Origin of the sequence: Paraburkholderia sp., from assembly GCF_026225065.1 — a bacterium.
GTDB lineage: Bacteria > Pseudomonadota > Gammaproteobacteria > Burkholderiales > Burkholderiaceae > Paraburkholderia.
The window spans coordinates 1-18,396 of record NZ_JAMFSB010000423.1 but is presented as its reverse complement, the minus strand read 5'-3'; the positions used below and the strand labels follow the sequence as shown (position 1 = coordinate 18,396).

22 protein-coding genes and 1 riboswitch are annotated in these 18,396 nt (G+C 63.3%); of the genes, 16 read left to right on the top strand and 6 right to left on the bottom strand.

The annotated features are described in order from the left end of the window. Positions 1-738: HAMP domain-containing protein (locus M0954_RS28935; protein ID WP_367279546.1), on the bottom strand; the 738-nt coding region annotated here is incomplete at its 3' end. Between the two features lie 11 nt (positions 739-749). Beyond that, positions 750-1,475: a response regulator gene (locus M0954_RS28930; RefSeq protein ID WP_297356908.1), complete on the bottom strand. Its 726-nt coding sequence runs from the start codon at positions 1,473-1,475 to the stop codon at positions 750-752. A gap of 422 nt (positions 1,476-1,897) precedes the next feature. On the opposite strand from M0954_RS28930, the gene M0954_RS28925 reads away from it, so the two are divergent. From M0954_RS28925 to M0954_RS28910, 4 genes are read left to right on the top strand one after another with little or no spacing between them, the layout of a single operon-like run. After that, the gene (locus M0954_RS28925; RefSeq protein ID WP_183143100.1) at positions 1,898-2,065 is read left to right on the top strand and encodes a hypothetical protein; all 168 of its coding nucleotides are present in this window, start codon (positions 1,898-1,900) and stop codon (positions 2,063-2,065) included. Positions 2,066-2,081: 16 nt separating this feature from the next. Then, a complete protein-coding gene (locus M0954_RS28920; protein ID WP_122152718.1) occupies positions 2,082-2,279 on the top strand; it encodes a DUF6726 family protein in 198 nt (65 codons plus the stop codon). A gap of 3 nt (positions 2,280-2,282) precedes the next feature. After that, positions 2,283-3,056, top strand: coding sequence for a hypothetical protein (locus M0954_RS28915; protein ID WP_297356906.1), 774 nt, complete (start codon positions 2,283-2,285; stop codon positions 3,054-3,056). 58 nt (positions 3,057-3,114) lie between these two features. Next, positions 3,115-3,783 carry a flagellar basal body L-ring protein FlgH gene (locus M0954_RS28910; RefSeq protein ID WP_123384958.1) on the top strand — a complete coding sequence of 223 codons (669 nt, stop codon included), beginning with the start codon at positions 3,115-3,117 and terminating at the stop codon, positions 3,781-3,783. A gap of 112 nt (positions 3,784-3,895) precedes the next feature. Here the strand turns inward: M0954_RS28910 and M0954_RS28905 are convergent, their stop codons facing one another. The 4 genes from M0954_RS28905 to M0954_RS28890 form a co-directional block, all read right to left on the bottom strand. Next, a complete protein-coding gene (locus M0954_RS28905) occupies positions 3,896-4,642 on the bottom strand; it encodes a response regulator (protein WP_297356904.1) in 747 nt (248 codons plus the stop codon). 132 nt (positions 4,643-4,774) lie between these two features. Continuing rightward, complete coding sequence (locus M0954_RS28900) at positions 4,775-5,290, bottom strand: hypothetical protein (RefSeq protein WP_122155464.1); 516 nt, start codon at positions 5,288-5,290, stop codon at positions 4,775-4,777. A gap of 166 nt (positions 5,291-5,456) precedes the next feature. Then, on the bottom strand, positions 5,457-5,954 hold the full coding sequence (locus tag M0954_RS28895) for a hypothetical protein (RefSeq protein ID WP_123384957.1): 498 nt from the start codon (positions 5,952-5,954) through the stop codon (positions 5,457-5,459). Positions 5,955-6,300: 346 nt separating this feature from the next. Continuing rightward, the gene (locus tag M0954_RS28890) at positions 6,301-8,052 is read right to left on the bottom strand and encodes an ABC transporter ATP-binding protein/permease (protein ID WP_122152714.1); all 1,752 of its coding nucleotides are present in this window, start codon (positions 8,050-8,052) and stop codon (positions 6,301-6,303) included. 391 nt (positions 8,053-8,443) lie between these two features. Further along, a riboswitch (TPP riboswitch) is annotated at positions 8,444-8,555 on the top strand. Between the two features lie 197 nt (positions 8,556-8,752). On the opposite strand from M0954_RS28890, the gene M0954_RS28885 reads away from it, so the two are divergent. The 12 genes from M0954_RS28885 to M0954_RS28830 form a co-directional block, all read left to right on the top strand. Continuing rightward, complete coding sequence (locus tag M0954_RS28885; RefSeq protein WP_122152713.1) at positions 8,753-9,907, top strand: FAD-dependent oxidoreductase; 1,155 nt, start codon at positions 8,753-8,755, stop codon at positions 9,905-9,907. Between the two features lie 72 nt (positions 9,908-9,979). Next, positions 9,980-10,177: a sulfur carrier protein ThiS gene (thiS, locus tag M0954_RS28880; RefSeq protein ID WP_122155463.1), complete on the top strand. Its 198-nt coding sequence runs from the start codon at positions 9,980-9,982 to the stop codon at positions 10,175-10,177. Between the two features lie 88 nt (positions 10,178-10,265). Continuing rightward, entirely contained in the window at positions 10,266-11,081 is an 816-nt protein-coding gene (locus M0954_RS28875) for a thiazole synthase (RefSeq protein WP_297356902.1), read from the top strand. Beyond that, the gene (gene thiE / locus M0954_RS28870; protein WP_297356900.1) at positions 11,078-12,202 is read left to right on the top strand and encodes a thiamine phosphate synthase; all 1,125 of its coding nucleotides are present in this window, start codon (positions 11,078-11,080) and stop codon (positions 12,200-12,202) included. Before M0954_RS28875 ends, thiE begins: the two co-directional genes overlap by 4 nt. A gap of 99 nt (positions 12,203-12,301) precedes the next feature. Beyond that, positions 12,302-13,123 carry an ABC transporter ATP-binding protein gene (locus M0954_RS28865; protein WP_297356898.1) on the top strand — a complete coding sequence of 274 codons (822 nt, stop codon included), beginning with the start codon at positions 12,302-12,304 and terminating at the stop codon, positions 13,121-13,123. Beyond that, positions 13,120-13,887, top strand: coding sequence for a lipid asymmetry maintenance ABC transporter permease subunit MlaE (gene mlaE, locus M0954_RS28860; protein ID WP_074262653.1), 768 nt, complete (start codon positions 13,120-13,122; stop codon positions 13,885-13,887). The genes M0954_RS28865 and mlaE overlap by 4 nt, the downstream gene beginning before the upstream one ends. 90 nt (positions 13,888-13,977) lie before the next feature. Next, on the top strand, positions 13,978-14,523 hold the full coding sequence (gene mlaD, locus M0954_RS28855; protein ID WP_123385895.1) for an outer membrane lipid asymmetry maintenance protein MlaD: 546 nt from the start codon (positions 13,978-13,980) through the stop codon (positions 14,521-14,523). 11 nt (positions 14,524-14,534) lie between these two features. Further along, complete coding sequence (locus tag M0954_RS28850; protein ID WP_123384953.1) at positions 14,535-15,542, top strand: VacJ family lipoprotein; 1,008 nt, start codon at positions 14,535-14,537, stop codon at positions 15,540-15,542. A gap of 118 nt (positions 15,543-15,660) precedes the next feature. Continuing rightward, on the top strand, positions 15,661-16,290 hold the full coding sequence (locus tag M0954_RS28845; RefSeq protein WP_123384952.1) for a phospholipid-binding protein MlaC: 630 nt from the start codon (positions 15,661-15,663) through the stop codon (positions 16,288-16,290). Further along, on the top strand, positions 16,287-16,592 hold the full coding sequence (locus M0954_RS28840; protein WP_297356896.1) for an STAS domain-containing protein: 306 nt from the start codon (positions 16,287-16,289) through the stop codon (positions 16,590-16,592). The genes M0954_RS28845 and M0954_RS28840 overlap by 4 nt, the downstream gene beginning before the upstream one ends. Positions 16,593-16,771: 179 nt before the next feature. Beyond that, the gene (locus M0954_RS28835) at positions 16,772-17,704 is read left to right on the top strand and encodes an ABC transporter ATP-binding protein (protein ID WP_123384951.1); all 933 of its coding nucleotides are present in this window, start codon (positions 16,772-16,774) and stop codon (positions 17,702-17,704) included. After that, positions 17,701-18,396 (top strand): ABC transporter permease (locus M0954_RS28830; RefSeq protein ID WP_297356894.1); only part of this gene is annotated, 696 nt, incomplete at its 3' end. The genes M0954_RS28835 and M0954_RS28830, both read left to right, overlap by 4 nt.

The following is an 18,396-nucleotide window of genomic DNA, read 5'->3' as shown; positions in this document are numbered from 1 at the left end:
GTTGAACGACTGCGCGGCGACGCGCACTTCACGCGGCCCCGAAAGCTCCAGCGACGGCCGATACACATTCGTGCCCAGCGCTTCAGCGGCAACGGCGAGCCGCCTCAACGGCTGCACCGCGATGCGCACAGCGACCAGCGCAAACAACAACGCCGCGACAAAGCGGATTGCGTAGATGCGCAACAGATATTCGATCACAAGCGTACGCGGTTCGCTTTGCCGGCCGGCTTGACCTTCTTGCGCAGTGACGTCGAGCCATGCGCCGCCCGGTGTTTGAACCTGCACATGAAAGTCGCCAGAGGGCATGCGCGAATCGAACAAACTGAAGATGCCACGATGCCGGCCGGAATCATCGATTAGTTCGGCATCCATAAGATGTAACGGAATTTGCCGATGCAAACGCTGCGCAAGTACGTCCTGAAGCAGATCTTCAACCGTGCGTTGCGCGACTGAAGGCGCCGGGGCGACACCGGGTTTGTCGATCCATCGAAGTGTGTAGTGGTCGTCTCCAAGCTGTCCGGCGAGTGCCTCGCGCGCTGCGTTATCGGGCGCATCCTGCATCAGGCGCAGCGTATCGGCGAGACGGCTTGCAAAGACACGCGATGGAATTTCCAGTGTCCGATGGTCGTGCGTCTCGAACCAGATCGTGCTGGTCAGCAACTGTCCGCCAAACATGCCGATCACCAGAATCAACGCAAGGCGCCCGAACAATGCATCGGGCCAGAGTCTGAATTTCATGCGCGGCCTGTTCATGCGTGGCTTTCATGCACGACGCTCGCCGTCAGCATATAACCCTCGTGACGCACGGTGCGGATCAGTTTCGGCTGACGCGCCGTGTCCTTCAGATGCTGACGCAAGCGGCTGATACAGACATCGATAGACCGATCAAGCGGCGTGCCTTCCTTGCCGAAGACTTCATCGAGCAAGTAGTCGCGCGATAGCGGCCGGTTGGGGTTGTCGAGCAGGGTTCGAAGCGTGCGGTAATCGGAACCGCCGAGCGTAATCATCACGCCATCGGGCGCAAGCATCTGTTTCGTGGCGGTATCGAGCCGCCATCCCGCAAAGCTCACATACGCCGAGGGTTCGGGAATTCGCGGCGTGGGGGCGTTGCGCGTGCGGCGCAACACGCTTCTGATCTTTGCGAGCAATTCGCGCGGATCGAACGGTTTCGTCAGATAGTCGTCCGCACCGAGCGACAGACCCACGATGCGGTCCGCCACGGTGCCGCGCGCTGTCACGAAGATCACCGGTATGTCGTCGCCGGCCGCCCGCAACGCGGTGAGCGCGCGCAGACCGTCGGTGTTCGGCATCATGATGTCGAGCACAACGACCGATGGCCGCTCTCTTTCGAGGCGGCGTTGCAAGTGCGTGCCGTCGTGGAGCACGGAAGCGTCGAACCCGTTCGATTGCAGAAATCGGCAAAGCAGATCGCGTACGACCGGGTCGTCGTCGACGATAAGGACCTGTGGATTCATTTCGAAATTTTAGACTGACGCGTGTGGCAAACGGATCACTGTTTTCTTACCAACACTTACCTGCCGCCGCGCGACGACAGAGAAGTCCTTCCGGCCCCCTCGGAAAGCCTTGTCCTGCAAGGCAAGACGGTCGAAATGCGGCGCTGGCGTCGACAATATTAATTGCGGATCGAGGGACGCATCAAGCGGGTTTTGCTTACCGTATTTCCTGGGAGGAAATAATTGGCGTGCATTCGAAACCCCTCGTAAGAACCGTGGAAAAGCGCGCGCTCCTTCGTGCATCGTGAGTCTCTTCGCAGCGTGATGATTCGGTCTGTAGTCCATCGCCGCCGTGCTTCGTTGGCCTGAAGGTCAGTTCTCCCCCTCAGTGTCCCCGATGTGCGGTAACCGAATCCGCACCCAAGTGATACGCGAGGTACATCATGACCGTCCAGAATAATCTCCGCCCCACCACCTTTCCGCCCATGCAGCGCGAGCGGCCGACGCCGACCTCGGAGGGCGCAGCCAAACCCGAAGGGCTGCCGGCCGAACCGACGTCGCCGGCTCTGCCGGGCGGCCTGATCGGCAACAACGTCAACACGACAGCCTGACCTCGCGAGGCTCACCGTGTCGACTCTCACTGTTTTCAAGCGGTGTGTGCGTGCCGCAAGCTGGCTGGCGCTGGGTGCGATGCTGTTGCCGCTCGACGGTTGTGGTGTCGCTGCGCTGCCGTGCCGCCTGACGGCTGCAACGCTGGACATCTTGCCGGCGGTGGGACATGCCGCGGCCGAGCCGTTCAACGCATGCGCAGCGGCGATTGACTGAGCCATGAACGCCCGACTGTCCACCCGTCAATGGCTCGGCCCGCTGGCGCCGTTGGCGGTTTCGATGCTGCTGAATCTGGCGGTGCCTGCTGCGCACGCGGATCCCGCGGCGCGCGGTGTGGCTTCGTCAACGGCAGCGGTAGCGACAGCGTCAACTTCAGCCTCCGCGTCGAGGCACAGCGGCGGGGACGAGCACAAGCGTCCCATGGATGCGCCGTTCGCGTTTCGCGGCATTCCGCTTGGCATCACGCTCGACGAATTTCGCGCGGGTTCGACCGTGCGAGCGACACCCGTCGGCAGTGTGCCGGTTTGCGAGACGGACATGCTGGCCGAAGCGCTCGGCATGAGTCTGAAGACGGGCGAGAGCCTCACCGTGGCGTGCCGCTGGGCGCACCGGACGGCCGACCGCTGGCAGGTCTCGCAGGCTGTGGTGGACGGTGCGCTGGCGCAGGATCACGTGCTGCGGTTCGCGCGCGTCAATGGCCAGACAGCGCTGCGTCTGTACGAGATCTCGTTTGTCGTCGACGAGGCCACGGCCAGCGATCTGCGCGAAGCGCTGGCGGGCCGCTACGGAGCGCCGCAGCTCGTCACGAAGAACACGTCGGCGGCGGGTGGTGCGGTTCCTGTGTACTTATGGGAAAACGCCGTGAGCTCGATCACGTTGTGCTTTTTGCCGTCCAGCCACAACGGCACGCTCACCTATCTGCTGAAAGATCCCGATGCGTGGGTGAAGTCGCTCGTACGCCAATGGCAGGCGAGCAGTCCCGAAGCAGGTTGAGGCGCGGCATGCGTGTCGAGACCGAGTTGATTCATTTTTCTCCGGTTGAGGAACCTCTATGACCACCCTACGCCTCATCGCCGCGCTTACTGCAGCGCTGGGTGTGGCCGCCTGCGCGAGCCACCAGGATTCGATAGTCGACACGCCGATGTTGCCGCCGCTCGTCAGCGCACCGCTCAACATCAATACACAGGGCGCGATCTATCAGGCCGGCGCGTCGCTGTTGCTCTACGAAACGCCGCGTGCGCAGCATGTGGGCGATGTGCTGACGATTCGTCTGTCGGAGTCTTATAACGGCAACAGCAGCGCTAATACAACGGCGAGCCGAACGAGCGACATTACTGCGACCGCCGCCGATCAATCGACCAGCGCGGCTGCGCGGCTCGCGCGTCTGTTCAATATCGGCTCGGCGGCGACGGACTTCAAGGGGGCGGGCGCCATGACCGACACCAACGGGATGACCGGTACGCTGGCTGTGACAGTGATCGCGACGATGCCGACCGGCAACCTGATGGTGTCCGGCGAGAAGCTGATTGCGATGAACGGCAATCACGACCGCTTGAGGCTATCGGGTATCGTCAATCCGAAGGACATCGAAGCCGGCAATTATGTGTCGTCAGGCAAGGTGGCGAATGCGAAGATCGAGCAGGCAGGCCAAGGCATCGTGAGCGATTCGACTACCGTGGGCTGGCTGCAGCGGATGTTCTTGAGCGTGCTGACCTTCTGAGCGACGTTCTGAACGATTTTGTCGGACCGTTTGGCGTTTTGCGCCAGGCGGTCGAGGAGCGCCGCAAGTCTGAGTCGACCCGGCGCTTCTTTGGGACTTGCCTGACGCAGTGTTACGCGTCGACGGACGGCTGTGCGGCCCGCTCGGCCGCGCCGATTTCTCCATCCGGCACGAACACGTAGCCGCGCCCCCACACCGTCTGCACATAACGCGGTTCGGAGGGGTCGACTTCGATCAGACGCCGTAGCCGCCAGATCGAGACATCGAGGCTGCGGTTGCGATGCGCCTCGGTGTTGCCATGCAGCTTTTCCAGCAACTGCGCACGGGTGAGCACCGTCATCGCGTGGGTGACGAACACCTTGAGCATTGCAAATTCGCTCGAGCGTAGCGGAATGCGCTCGCCGTCGCGGCGCAACTCGCGCGCCGGGAAATTCACCTCGAAACGGCCAAAGCGGTACGGCGCGCGGTTTTCCGGCGCACCGGGCGCGATCGTGCCGCGGCGGCGCAAGACGGTACGGATACGCGCCACCAGTTCACTCGGCTCAAACGGCTTGCCGAGATAATCGTCCGCACCGAGCTCGAGTCCGATCACCCGGTCGATCACGTCGGCGCGCGCCGTCAGCAGGATCACCGGAATGTCGTCGCCGGCCAGACGCAGCGCGCGCAGCGCACTGATACCGTCCATCACCGGCAGCATGATGTCGAGCACGACCAGCGCGGGCCGCTCGTTCTCGAGCGCGCGTTGCAAGGCGATGCCATGCTCGAGCGCGGTTACCGAGAAGCCGCGCCCTTGCAGATATTCGCGCACGATGTCGCGCACGACGGGGTCGTCGTCAACGACCAGAATGGATTGGTTCATTCGGCAATCTTAAGAGATACGCCGGAGGGCTGATAGCGCGCAATGCTTTCAAAACCTTTCCCGGGTAATTGGAAGCAATCGTCTGCGTGATGTTTGCGGACGCGGTGGGTGTTCTGCAGGGCGCGAGGGAGCTCAGTTGACCTGCGACGTCTGAATGGTCCGGGGACGCAACTCGGTGCGGTCGACCACCATCTTTTCGATCATGCCGTTGAGCTTGACGGACGCATTGGTGAAGCGGTCCATGCCGAGGTCGCCGGTCTGGTAGCGCGCGGTGACCAGGATCTGGCCTTGCTGCAGCAGCGTCAGATCGATCACGGAAAGATACTGCACCGGACTGTCGTTAAACGAGCGCTTGCCGTAATCGACCGAGGCGTTATAGACGAGCCGCGCCTCGCAACTCGTCGGCGCGGTGCCCGGATTGTAGACGGCCGAGCGGATGCCGCGCCGGTTCAGCGCGAGTTGCAAGGCCGGGACGAAATCGCCAACGGACACCAACTGGTTCACTTCGATGCAGACCGTGCTGATGGACGCGGGGCGGCCGTTGACGAAGGTCGGCGACGAGTAGTTCGAGGCGATGGCGTAGCCTGCCTGAATCACCGAACCGGTGGCGTCGGCCGCTGTAATCAGCGTCCACGCGCAGCCGTTCAGCCCAGCGCATAAAACGGCGGCTGTCGCTGCCCATACGCACGACCGCCGTCCGGCGGACCATGGCAGTCTGACGGTCCGGCGAGGAGGAGGCGGAAATAGCGGAGAGCGCGAGCCGTTCACGATGCGATACCTTGACGTGTCGGGTTGAAACGCAGGGGCGGCACGCTTAGCGTGCGACGCGCAGGCGCAACTCGTTGGACCCCTGCACGCTAGCCGTCACGTCGATGCGGCGCACGCCGGCTGTCACGACGAAATGCTGGCGAGTCGGCGTGTTGAGGTCGTGCACGACGTTGGGAAAGCACGCGGCGATATCCGCACCGAGTTCTTCGAGCGGGTCCGTGACCACGCCGTCGGCTTGCCAGTGCGCGCGCCAATGACAGTCGTAGCTGTGGCCGCTGGCGTGGCAGTCGTCGGCGCTGTCTACATCAGGCAGCTGTGCGGCGGGTTGGTCGTGAAGTTGTCTGAAGTCGGTGGCGGCGACGATGTGCGTCAGTGCCGGACAGATGTTGGCCGGCTCTGCGACCTGCGTCAACTGCGCGGCCTGAGCGCCGAGCGACAGCAACAAGGCTGCCGCGCCGAACGTGATGGCGGGACGGGCGAGCGGCGAACGGCTCATCCGCGTGAATCGTTGGGTCAGGTGACGAAGACGGCGATCGAATGACATGAGCGGGAAGTCCGATAACGGTGAGTGGCGTGCGGCACCGGAGAGGGACCGGCCCGCATGACTATCCTCGCCGCAGCAGGGCACTTTCAAAGCACGGAACAACCTGAGCGCTTCGCAAATGCTTTCGAACTGTTCTCGCGTATTTCAGAATGTTGCATGGTGCGCTGGGGGCGCTCGACCTGGCTTGCTTCGCCCAGGCTTGCCGGAGGATTGCTTTGGACTGGCGGAGAAGGGGGAGAGGGCTTCGTCGGTCAGCCCAGCCCGTCGCGTCGGGCGGTGCTGACGCTGCACCGATGCCGGAGTCGGCATCGGTGATCGATACTACGCGGTTCGAATGACGCGTTGCCTAAGCGGCGACGGGTTCGCCCGATCGCTCGACGTCGAGCGTTTCTTCATGGAACGCCGCGAGCGATTCGCGGTGCGCGACGCTGACGATGGCGGCCTTCGGCAGACGCTCCGTGAAGAGGTGGTAGAGCCGCGCTTCGTTGGCGGCATCGAGCGCGCTGGTTGCCTCGTCAAGGAACAGGTAGTCGGGCTTGTGCAGCAGTACACGAGCGGCAGCGAGCCGCTGCTGTTCGCCCGGCGACATGCTGCGGGCCCAGTGCCCCGATTCGTCGAGGCGCCCCGCATAGTCGTCGAGGTGGCAGATGTGCAGCGCTTCGCGGCATTCGTCGTCGGTGTAGGTGTCGGCCGAGGACGGGTAGGTGAGCGCCGCTTTCAACGGGCCGATCGGCATGTAGCTCTGTTGCGGAATGAACATCATGCGTGCATTGACCGGCGCATCAATTGAGCCGTCGCCGAACGGCCATAGCCCGGCAAGCGCGCGCATCAAGGTGCTCTTGCCCGAGCCGGACGGACCGCGCACGAGCCAACGCGAACCCGGGTTGATCGTGATATTGCGGATCTGCGAGAGCGGGGTGCCGTTCGGCAGGGCCAGCGAGAGGCCATCCGTGGTGAGTTTTTCCTCGTCGACGTAGTGCAGGTTGATGCCGCCATGCGCGGTGGCTGGTGAGACGGACTCTTTCAGATGCGATGCATGCACAACACGTTTGAATTCGCGCAGACGATTTACCGTAGCACGCCAATCGACGAGGCTGCCGTAACTGTTGATGAACCATGAAAACGAATCGCTGACAGTGCCAAACGAGTTCTGAATCTGCATCAGCACACCGAACGTGAATGCGCCGGCGAAGTAACGGGGTGACGCGACGACGAGCGGGAAGATAATCGCAACCTGGCCGTAGAAGCTCAGCACGAAGCTCAGGCGTTTCGTGTATTTCATCACGCGCCACCAGTTGTCGCGAATCCGCTGGAACACATTGCCCGCAGTGGCCCTTTCGGTCGCCTCGCCATCGTAGAAGGCGATCTGTTCGGCGTTTTCGCGTACGCGGATCAGCCCAAAGCGGAAGTCCGCCTCAACTTTCTGCTGTTGATAGGTGATCGAAACCAGCGGGTGACCGAGCTTGTGGATCAGGTAAGAACCGCCGAGCGCGTAGAGCGCCGCGACCCACACCATGTAGCCTGGAATGACGATCGGAACACCGCCGAGCGTCACGTTCAACGCACCGGCCAGTCCCCAAAGAATGGTGACAAACGAAATCAGTGTGACGACGGTAGACAGGAAATCGAGCGACAGAGCCAGCGTGTTCGTTGCGAACGACTGAAGGTCGTCGCTGATACGCTGGTCGGGGTTGTCGGCGAGCCGGTCGCGCTCGATCCGGTAGAACGCACCGTTACCGAGCCATTCTTCGAGGTAGCGGTGCGTAAGCCACTGGCGCCAGCGGAACCCGAGCATTTGCCGCAGATAGCGGCCGTACACGAACAGGATGATCATCGCGAACACGATGACCGTGAACACCATCATCAGGTGCGGGAAGTCGTGGACGTTCTTGGCCTGCAGAGCGTTGTAGAACTCACCGTTCCAGGTGTTGAACTTGACGCTCAACCAGACATTGGCGAGGTTGATCGCAATGATCGTGACGAGCAGGACCCACGCGATCTTCCATTCTTCGGAGACCCAGTAGGGCTTGATCAGGCTCCACGCAGAGACCTTGTCGTCCGCTTCGGGTGCGACGGCAGGGGAAGTATTGGGTGTCATGACCATCCTGAAGAAATACTGGCTCATCTTGGACTGGCCCGCTGCAGGCGAGCCAAAACCGGCTTGCCCATAGCGGGTCGGTACCACGGTGGATTGCGAATACGACCCGGGCGTCGAACCCGTCGCACGACCGCCCGATTCTGCCGTGAGCGCCTTAAGCGAAAATTAATCGATCGGGACGCTGGAGGGCGTTGTCGCGCGAGCGGCGCGTAGCTCACGCGCTTGACGCGAGAACCCGCGGTAATGGCGCAGGCTCCCATCGGTGCATTGTGCCAGAGGGTCGCTCGGGACCACATGAATCACTCCGGCCCCAGCAGTCTTTGGGCCCGCAGCTTCGCTGCTTGCCGCCCCCCGGTTTGCGGCCGTCGCGCCTTTTATGGTCTAATGACTCTCGACGAAACAGGGGTGCTTTGCGCGCGGGCCACACGCCGCAGCGAGGCTGAGAGAGACCCTTTGCACCCGATCCGGGTAATACCGGCGCGGGAAGTTTCCGGAAGTCGGCTTTTCTTCCATTCCCCGCCGGGCAGCGTCCGTCACTGGATGCGCCTTTTGCCCGGCCGGCCTCGCCCGCCGGTTTCGTCCTTGGGTACGTGCGCCTGTTGCCGTACGGAAAGGATACGATGACCGCTTATTCTTCAGTTTATTGCTTCGTTTGCCCCGTGACGCTCAAGGCCGCTCTGCGCGCGCCGGCAGGACGGGAATGAACGCGCTCGCACGCTCGCAACCGGATTTCGCCGTCATCGGCGGGGGTCTGTGCGGCCGGCTGGTCGCGTGGCGCCTCGCTGGTGCGGGGCATCGCGTGGCGCTGTACGAGCGCGGCGATGCCGCCGGTTCGCAAGCGGCCGCATGGGTAGCGGCTGCAATGCTCGCACCGCTCGCCGAAGCCGCCAGCGCTGAATTGTTGATCACACGTCTCGGTGCCGCCTCGCTCGATACCTGGCCGCAGGTGCTGGCCGAATTGCCCGAACCGGTGTTCTTTCAACGCAATGGGACGCTGGTGGTCTGGCATCACGCCGATCGCACCGAAGCGCCGCTGTTCGAACGCCGGGTGCGCTCGAACGCGCCCGCGGACCTGCTGGACGGTGGCTTCGTCACGCTCTCGGGCGCCCAGCTCGGCGCAACCGAGCCCGCGCTGGCCGGCCGTTTCGCCCAAGGCTGGCTGCTGCCGCATGAAGGACAACTAGATAATCGCCAGGTGTTAAGTGCTCTCGCCGCAGGCCTCGCCGAGCGGCGCGTCGAAACGCACTGGAACACGCCCGTGGACGATCGCGCGTTACCGTCCGCCCGCGTGACGATCGATTGCCGCGGCCTTGGCGCCAAGGCGGTTTTGCCGACTTTGCGTGGCATTCGCGGCGAGGTCGCCCGCGTCCACGCGCCTGGGATCAAGCTCACGCGACCGGTGCGTTTGCTGCATCCGCGCTATCCGCTGTATATCGCGCCGAAGCAGGACGATCTCTACGTGATCGGCGCAACCGAGGTGGAAGGCGAGGACATGTCGCCCGTCAGCGTACGTTCCGCGCTGGAGCTGCTGAGTGCGGCCTTCTCGGTCCATCCCGGCTTCGGCGAGGCGCGCATCCTCGAATTGAACTCGCAGTGCCGCCCAACCTTGCCGGACCACCGTCCGGCGCTGGTCTGGGATGGCGCGCAGACCTTGCGCGTGAACGGCCTGTACCGGCACGGCTATATGATCGTGCCCGAAGTCGCGGACGAAGCCGTCCGCTTCGCCGGCGCGCTGCTCGACGGACGCATTGGCGATGCCGACGCTTTCGACGACTGGCGGCGCGACGCCCGCTGGAGCGAGCTGTTCCAGCTTGCGCGGCTCGACCCGCAGAACCGCTCGCAGGTGCCGGCATGAGCGTTGCGACCATTGCCACATGGGCTGGTGCGCCGGCTGCTTATGCTATCGATTGAACCGTATCTGAACGCCATGGACATTCATATCAATCAGAAGCCGTTGTCGCTCCCCGATGGAGCGACTGTCGCCGACGCGCTCGCCGCTTTCGGCGCGCGTCCGCCGTTCGCGGTTGCGCTGAACGGTGACTTTGTCGCGCGCACCCAGCACGCCGCACGCGCGCTGCAAGCGGGTGACAAGCTCGACGTCGTGCAACCGGTCGCCGGCGGCTAAAAATGCAGGCCGCTTGCGGCCAGGAACGGCGATTGCCCACAGCCAAATGACGAAGCGGCCGTGCATCGCCAGAGACAAGGATTTCCAGATGACTTCTCCCACTCCCGCCGACGCGCTCACGCTGTACGGCGAAACCTTCGCCAGCCGGGTGTTGCTCGGCACGTCGCGCTATCCGTCGCTGCAGTCGCTGTTCGACTCGATCGATGCCGCCAAGCCCGGCATGATCACTGTCGCCTTGCGTCGCCAGATGAACGAAGGCGGTGCCGAAGCCGGCTTCTTCGATCTGCTCAAGCGCCACGGCGTGCCGCTGTTGCCGAACACGGCCGGCTGCCAGAGCGTCAGCGAAGCGGTCACGACCGCCCATATGGCGCGCGAAGTCTTCGAAACCGACTGGATCAAGCTCGAACTGATCGGCGACGACTACACGCTGCAGCCTGACCCGGTCGGTCTGATCGAAGCCGCCGCGCGGCTGGTAAAGGACGGCTTCAAGGTGCTGCCGTACTGCACCGAAGATCTGGTGATCGGACGGCGCCTGCTCGACGCCGGCTGTGAGGTGTTGATGCCGTGGGGAGCGCCGATCGGCACCGGCAAAGGCGTGATCAATCCATACGGTCTGCGGGTGTTGCGCGAACGGTTGCCCGATGTACCGCTGATCGTCGACGCGGGGCTCGGTGTGCCGTCGCACGCAGCACAGGTGATGGAGTGGGGCTTCGACGGCGTGCTGCTGAATACGGCGGTGTCGCAGGCGACCCATCCCGAAGCGATGGCCCGCGCGTTCGCGCTGGGCGTCGAGGCGGGCCGCGGCGCTTACCTCGCCGGGCCGATGGCAGAACGCGAAACTGCCCACGCGAGCACACCGGTGGTCGGCATGCCGTTCTGGCATCAGGATGGGAGCTCGACATGAGTCAGACCACGACGCAAACGAACTCGCAGACCAACCCGCTCGCCGGCCGCGACCTCTTCTGGCCGCCTGCCGACGAGCTGACCGAAGCCGCCGAGCGCATCCGCGCGCGGCTCGGCGACTGGCCACCGACCCACGCGCCGTGGCGAATTTGCCTTACCGCACCTGACGACGCGAACGGCGGCGATCTGATCGTCGTTGCCGACGCCCAGCAGCACGGCGAGCAGGTGGCGCGCTGGCAAGTGCAGGGCGCGGGCGTGATCGAAGCCGCCGCGGGCCGGGCGACACTGCATCTGGGCGGCGAGCGCTACCCGCTCGAAGGCCACCTAGCCGAAGACTGGATTCCCGCGCTGGCGGCGTTCCTCGATTGCGGTTTTGATCCTCACGACGCGCTGGTGCTGGCGCTCGCCTGGCGCGACGGCGACGAAGCTGCCGCCGCGGACGCTTGGCCGTGCGACCTGTCGCGCTTCCCGCGCGTCCTCGGATTGCCCGCAGCGCCTGAGCAGCCGTTCGCGCGCTGCCCGGACCGCCTCGGTCTCTACCCCGTGCTTCCAACCGCCGAGTGGGTCGAGCGGGTGGTCGGCTACGGCGTGAAGACGGTCCAGCTGCGTCGCAAGACCGCCGAGCCGGCCGAACTGGCGCACGAAATCGCGCGCTGCGTCGCGGCGGGTCGCAAGCATGACGCTCAGGTATTCATCAACGATCACTGGCAGGCGGCGCTCGAAGCCGGCGCGTACGGCGTCCATCTCGGTCAGGAAGACCTGCATCAGGCCGACCTCGGCAAGCTCGCCGCCGCCGGCGTACGCCTTGGCCTGTCGACGCACGGCTACTACGAGATGCTGATCGCGCTGCACTTCCGGCCGAGCTACATCGCACTCGGAGCCGTGTTCCCGACCACCACCAAAGTGATGCCGACCGCGCCGCAAGGCCTGAGGCGTCTCGCCCGCTACGTGCGCCTGCTCGACGGCGTGGTGCCGCTCGTCGCGATCGGCGGAATCGACCAGCAGGTGCTGCCACAAGTACTGGCGACCGGCGTTGGTTGTGCCGCTGTAGTGCGGGCTGTTACGGAGGCTGCAGACCCCGCTGTTGCCGTTTCTGCAATGCTCCAAGGGTTTACGCCATAATCGCGTAGTCCCCTGTCTATCGGGGACCGGGCGCGTCACGGCAACTTTTGCACGATGGCCCTATAATTCGCCGTTCCGTGCAAAAGGATTGTCAGCCTCGTGCCCTCCACCTCCGAGACCCTTCTCGAGCTTCGTGACGTCGACTTCGGTTACGGCGACCGGCTCGTCCTGTCGAACCTGAACCTGCGCTTCCAGCGCGGTCAGGTCGTCGCGGTCATGGGCGGCTCGGGATGCGGTAAGACCACCGTGCTGCGGCTGATCGGCGGCCTCGTGCGCGCACTGCGCGGACAGATCCTCTTTCACGGGCAGGATGTCGGCGGGCAGACGCGCGACGGTCTGTACGCGCTGCGCCGCAAGATGGGCATGCTGTTCCAGTTCGGCGCGCTGTTCACCGATATGTCGGTGTTCGAAAATGTGGCTTTCACGCTACGCGAACATACTGACCTGCCGGAAGAGCTGATCCGCGACCTGGTGCTGATGAAGCTCAACGCCGTTGGGCTGCGCGGTGCGCGCGATCTGTCGCCGTCCGAGATCTCCGGCGGCATGGCGCGGCGCGTGGCGCTCGCCCGTGCTATCGCGCTCGACCCCGAATTGATGATGTACGACGAGCCGTTCGCCGGCCTGGACCCCATTTCGCTCGGTATCACGGCAAACCTGATTCGCACGCTGAATCAGGCGCTCGGCGCGACCTCGATCCTGGTCACGCACGATGTGCCGGAATCGTTCGCGATTGCCGACTACGTCTATTTCCTTGCCAACGGCGGCGTTCACGCGGAAGGCACGCCTGACCAGTTGCGGGCCTCGACCGATCCAACCGTACGCCAGTTCATCGACGGCGCGCCGGACGGTCCGTTCAAATTCCACTATCCCAGCAACACGCCGCTTGCGGCAGATTTCGGCATCGGCGGGGGACAGGCATGATCAGTGCGATCGGACGTTCGGTGCTCGGCGGTCTCGAGACCGCCGGCTACGCCACGCGGCTCTTTTTCCGTCTGGTGCTTGAATTCTTCCCGTTGTTGCGCCGTCCGCGTCTTGTCACGAAGCAGATCCACTTCGTGGGCAATTATTCGCTTGTGATTATCGCGGTGTCGGGCCTGTTCGTCGGCTTCGTGTTGGGCTTGCAGGGCTACAACACGCTGAACCGGTATGGTTCCGAGCAGGCTCTCGGGTTGCTGGTGGCGCTGTCGCTCGTGCGCGAACTCGGGCCGGTGGTCACGGCCCTGCTGTTCGCAGGGCGCGCGGGCACGTCGCTCACGGCCGAAATCGGCCTGATGAAAGCCGGCGAGCAATTGACGGCGATGGAAATGATGGCGGTCGACCCGATCAAGGTCGTGGTCGCACCGCGCTTGTGGGCAGGCATTATCTCTATGCCGATTCTTGCGGCCATCTTCAGCGCGGTCGGGATCGGCGGCGGCTATGTGGTGGGCGTGCTGATGATCGGGGTTGATGCCGGCTCGTTCTGGTCGCAGATGCAGGGCGGCGTCGACGTGTGGGCTGACGTCGGCAACGGGGTGATCAAGAGTATTGTGTTCGGCTTTGCGGTGACGTTCATCGCGCTCTTCCAGGGTTACGAAGCCAAACCGACCCCGGAAGGCGTTTCACGTGCCACGACCAAGACGGTCGTGTACGGCTCGCTTGCTGTGCTTGGCCTCGATTTCCTGCTGACTGCATTGATGTTCAGCTAAAACGCGCGACGCGCTTTCCGCCGCGGGCATCGGCTTGCCCGCGCTGCGGGGTCGGCGTGGCCGGCGCGATGGATTCTCTTTGGGATGACGATGAAAAAGACTGCTCTCGACTTCTGGGTCGGCCTGTTTGTGGTGCTGGGTTTCGTAGCGCTGCTGTTCCTGGCGTTGAAGGCCGGCAACATGAGCTCGTTGTCGTTTCAGGCAACCTACCCGGTCAAGCTCAAGTTCGACAATATCGGCGGCCTGAAGGCGCGCGCGCCGGTGAAGAGCGCGGGCGTGACGGTTGGCCGGGTCGACTCGATCGGCTTCGACACGAATTCGTATCAAGCCCTGGTCACAATCGATATCGACAAGCAATACGATTTTCCGAAGGACACCTCCGCCAAGATCCTGACTTCTGGCCTGCTCGGTGAGCAGTACATCGGTCTCGAACCGGGCGGCGATAGCGAGATGCTGAAAGCAGGCGACACGATCTCGATGACGCAGTCGGCCATTGTGCTCGAAAACCTGATTGGACAATTCCTCTACAGCAAGGCGGCAGACTCAGGCGCCGCCAAGCCGGGCGCACCCACTGCAGCCCCCGCACCGGCGGCACCGGCGCCGGCCGTGCCCGCTTCGGGCGCGTCGGGTCAATAAGGAGAACAAGAATGCAGACCATGCGCGTCCGTATTACGACCCTGGCCTTTGGCGCGGCGCTGCTCGCTGGCTGTGCGACTGTCCAGACCCCGACCAAGGGCGACCCGCTCGAGGGAGCGAACCGCACCATCTTCAAGTTCAACGACACGATCGACCAGTACGCGCTGAAGCCGGTTGCCAAGGGCTATGTGTACATCACGCCGCAGCCGGTGCGCGACAGCGTGACGAACTTCTTTTCGAACATCGGCGACGTCTACATTGCGGCCAACAATCTGCTGCAGCTGAAGATTACCGATGGCGTCGAAGACATCATGCGGATCGTCATCAACACCACCTTCGGTGTCGGCGGCCTGTTCGATGTGGCGACTCTCGCGAAGCTGCCCAAGCACGAGAACGACTTCGGCCTCACGCTCGGGCACTATGGCGTGCCGCCGGGCCCGTACCTGGTGCTGCCGCTGTTCGGCCCGAGCACGGTGCGCGATGGGTTTGGCTCAATAGCCGAATACTTCGTCAACCCGTTGACCTACATTCACCCGGATGGCCTGAGCTGGGCGCTGTACGGGATCAACATCGTCAACACGCGAGCGAACCTGCTGAACGCGAGCGATGTGCTGGAAGGCGCGGCGCTCGACAAGTATTCGTTCGTGCGTAATGCATACCTGCAGCGACGTAGTTACCTGCTGACCCAGGGTAAGGGCGGCGGCAACGCGGCACTGCCGGATTACGGCGACAATGCACCGCTGCCGAAATACGACGACGTGGATGGCAACGCAGCGGCGCCGTCCGCAGGCGCAGCTTCGGCGCCAGGTGCGGCTTCCGCGCCAGCCGTCGCACCTGCACAGGCAGGTGCCGGCGCGCCCCAGGGCGCATCGGGCGCCACCGCCGCGACTGCGACGCCGGCCTCTGACACGGCCGCGTCACCGCCGATCGATATGAATGGTGGCCCGGAGAACGATCAGGTCCCTGCCGACCAGGTCGTGCCGCCGCGGCTAACCTTCCCGTCGTTCAGATTACGTTGAGGGCGCAGCAGTAACACCTGGAAACGACTCTGTCAGGTTGCGCGTGGATCGTGGATGAACTCGCGTGCTATTGTCGGCTCCAAGGTTTGCTGCACTATTCTTCTTGCTAGGCTTAAATATGAAAAAATTCTTCCTCGTGCCGTTTTTTGCTGCGTTGTTTTCGTTTGGTAGCGCAGCTTATGCGCAAGCGGTCGACAGCAGCGCACCCGATACGCTGATCAAGACCGTCACCCAGCAGGTGGTAGACGCTGTCCGTAGCGACAAGTCGATCCAGCAGGGCGATATTTCGCACATCACCCAGCTCGTCAACGAAAAGATCCTGCCGTACACGGACTTCCGCCGCACGACGCAACTGGCCATGGGCCGCAACTGGCGCACCGCCACGCCTGAGCAGCAAAACGCCGTGGTCGAGCAGTTCAAGATGCTGCTGATCCGTACGTATTCGGGCGCTCTCGCACAGGTCAAGGACCAGCAGATCCAGTACAAGCCGTTCCGCATGAACCCGGACGACACCGACACAGTGGTGCGCTCGGTGGTGATGAACAACGGCTCGCCGGTCGAACTCGACTATCGTCTGTACAAGACGTCGGATGGCTGGCGCGTGTATGACATCAACGTGCTCGGCGCGTGGCTGATCCAGGCGTATCAGCAGCAGTTCAACGAGCAGATCCAGCAACACGGCGTTGACGGGCTGATCCAGTTCCTCACGCAGCGCAACCAGCAACTCGCCGCAGGCAAGCAGTCGTGAGCACTGCGGTGAACGCCGAGGTCCGTTCAGTGGCGGGCCGCTTCGAAACCGGCACCACGTTGACCCATGCGAGCGCGAAGGCTGTGTTCGCGGCTGGCCTGCAACGTATTGCGGCGGGAGCGGGCGGCGTCGATTGCGCGTCGCTTGCGCAGTTCGACTCGTCGGCGCTCGCTGTGTTGATCGCATGGCAGCGCGCCGCCCAGGCGCGCGGAGCCGCACTCGAAATCGTCAACCTGCCGGCTGGTCTCGCCAGCCTGGCACAAGTCTATGGCGTCGACACGGTCATCGCGGCGCGACATTGACGCTCTACTGACGCTTCCTGCGTCACATCCCAATCCCCCAGGCGAGGTCGGGGCTCCCGACTTTGCCCTATAATCAACCGTTTTTTGCGGCTCGGCCTGGGTTTCAAGCCGGCCCCAATTCCGTTCCTTCCAGCATTTGCGCACCTTTCAGGCGCCGCGACCCAAAGCGGCCCACAGTCATGCCAGCCATAGAAATTCGTAACGTCAAGAAGCGCTACAAAGATCTTCAGGCGCTCAAGGGCGTCAGCCTCACGGTGGAAGAAGGCGAGTTTTTCGGACTGCTCGGTCCGAACGGCGCGGGCAAGACGACGCTTATCAGCATCCTCGCGGGTCTCGCGCGCGCCGACGAAGGCAGCATCGCCGTGCGCGGCCACGATGTGGTCGACGATTTCCGGGAAGCTCGTCGGGCGCTTGGCGTCGTGCCGCAGGAACTCGTGTTCGACCCGTTCTTCACGGTGCGCGAAACGCTGCGCATCCAGTCCGGCTACTACGGCCTACGCAAAAACGACGCGTGGATCGATGAAGTGATGGCCAACCTCGATCTCACCGAAAAAGCCGACGCCAACATGCGCGCGCTGTCGGGCGGGATGAAGCGCCGCGTGCTGGTCGCGCAGGCGCTGGTGCACCGGCCGCCGGTTATCGTGCTGGATGAGCCGACCGCGGGCGTCGACGTTGAGCTGCGTCAAACCTTGTGGAAATTTATCTCGCGCCTGAATCGCGAGGGCCACACGATCGTTCTGACCACACACTATCTGGAAGAGGCGGAGTCGTTGTGCGACCGTATCGCCATGCTGCGGCGCGGCGAAGTCGTGGCGCTCGAACGCACCAGCACGCTGCTGCAGCGCTTTGCCGGCATGCAACTGTTCCTGCGTTTCGCCCAGGGCGTCCTGCCGGTCGAGCTGCGGCCGCTCGAAGTCGACTCCGGCTCGGGCAACGGCAATGGCCGCCAGCATCTGCTGCGTCTGTCGAGCTACGACGAAGTCGAGCCGATTCTCGCGCAATGCCGCGCCGCGGGTTGTACATTCGAAGAAATCGAGGTGCGCAAAGCCGACCTCGAAGATGTGTTCGTTCAGGTGATGAACGGTCCGGAAGTGATCGAGGGGCTTGCATGAGCGGCTACAGCAGTGGATTCGGTACGCTGTTTTATAAGGAAATCCTGCGTTTCTGGAAGGTCGCGTTTCAGACGGTTCTGGCTCCGGTCATTACGGCGCTCCTCTATCTGACGATTTTCGGCCACGCGTTGCGCGGTCACGTGCAGGTCTATCCAGGTGTCGAGTACACCAGCTTCCTGATCCCGGGTCTCGTGATGATGAGCGTGTTGCAGAACTCGTTCGCCAACAGTTCGTCGTCGCTAATTCAGTCGAAAATCACCGGCAACCTGGTGTTCGTGCTACTGCCGCCGCTGTCCCACTATGAGATGTACTTCGCGTATGTGCTGGCTTCGGTGGTGCGCGGGCTGGCGGTTGGGTTCGGGGTGTTTATCGTAACGATCTGGTTTGTGCCGGTGAGCTTCAGCGCGCCGCTTATGATCGTCGCGTTCGCCGTGCTGGGCGCGGGAATTCTCGGCACGCTCGGTCTGATCGCCGGGATCTGGGCCGAGAAGTTCGACCAGCTCGCCGCCTTCCAGAATTTTCTGATCATGCCGCTCACGTTTCTCTCGGGCGTGTTCTACTCGACGCACACGCTGCCGCCGGTGTGGCGTGAAGTGTCGAGGCTTAATCCCTTTTTCTACATGATCGTCGGTTTTCGCTACGGTTTCTTCGGGGTCTCGGATATCGATCCGCTCGTGAGCCTGGCCATCGTC

What these genes read in the sequence shown, in the direction of transcription:
- M0954_RS28930 (WP_297356908.1), bottom strand. Translation starts at nt 1,475, where the DNA reads ATGAATCCACAGGTCCTTATCGTCGACGACGACCCGGTCGTACGCGAT.
- M0954_RS28925 (WP_183143100.1), top strand. Translation starts at nt 1,898, where the DNA reads ATGACCGTCCAGAATAATCTCCGCCCCACCACCTTTCCGCCCATGCAG.
- M0954_RS28915 (WP_297356906.1), top strand. Translation starts at nt 2,283, where the DNA reads ATGAACGCCCGACTGTCCACCCGTCAATGGCTCGGCCCGCTGGCGCCG.
- M0954_RS28910 (WP_123384958.1), top strand. Translation starts at nt 3,115, where the DNA reads ATGACCACCCTACGCCTCATCGCCGCGCTTACTGCAGCGCTGGGTGTG.
- M0954_RS28905 (WP_297356904.1), bottom strand. Translation starts at nt 4,642, where the DNA reads ATGAACCAATCCATTCTGGTCGTTGACGACGACCCCGTCGTGCGCGAC.
- M0954_RS28895 (WP_123384957.1), bottom strand. Translation starts at nt 5,954, where the DNA reads ATGTCATTCGATCGCCGTCTTCGTCACCTGACCCAACGATTCACGCGG.
- M0954_RS28890 (WP_122152714.1), bottom strand. Translation starts at nt 8,052, where the DNA reads ATGACACCCAATACTTCCCCTGCCGTCGCACCCGAAGCGGACGACAAG.
- M0954_RS28885 (WP_122152713.1), top strand. Translation starts at nt 8,753, where the DNA reads ATGAACGCGCTCGCACGCTCGCAACCGGATTTCGCCGTCATCGGCGGG.
- thiS (WP_122155463.1), top strand. Translation starts at nt 9,980, where the DNA reads ATGGACATTCATATCAATCAGAAGCCGTTGTCGCTCCCCGATGGAGCG.
- M0954_RS28875 (WP_297356902.1), top strand. Translation starts at nt 10,266, where the DNA reads ATGACTTCTCCCACTCCCGCCGACGCGCTCACGCTGTACGGCGAAACC.
- thiE (WP_297356900.1), top strand. Translation starts at nt 11,078, where the DNA reads ATGAGTCAGACCACGACGCAAACGAACTCGCAGACCAACCCGCTCGCC.
- mlaE (WP_074262653.1), top strand. Translation starts at nt 13,120, where the DNA reads ATGATCAGTGCGATCGGACGTTCGGTGCTCGGCGGTCTCGAGACCGCC.
- mlaD (WP_123385895.1), top strand. Translation starts at nt 13,978, where the DNA reads ATGAAAAAGACTGCTCTCGACTTCTGGGTCGGCCTGTTTGTGGTGCTG.
- M0954_RS28850 (WP_123384953.1), top strand. Translation starts at nt 14,535, where the DNA reads ATGCAGACCATGCGCGTCCGTATTACGACCCTGGCCTTTGGCGCGGCG.
- M0954_RS28845 (WP_123384952.1), top strand. Translation starts at nt 15,661, where the DNA reads ATGAAAAAATTCTTCCTCGTGCCGTTTTTTGCTGCGTTGTTTTCGTTT.
- M0954_RS28835 (WP_123384951.1), top strand. Translation starts at nt 16,772, where the DNA reads ATGCCAGCCATAGAAATTCGTAACGTCAAGAAGCGCTACAAAGATCTT.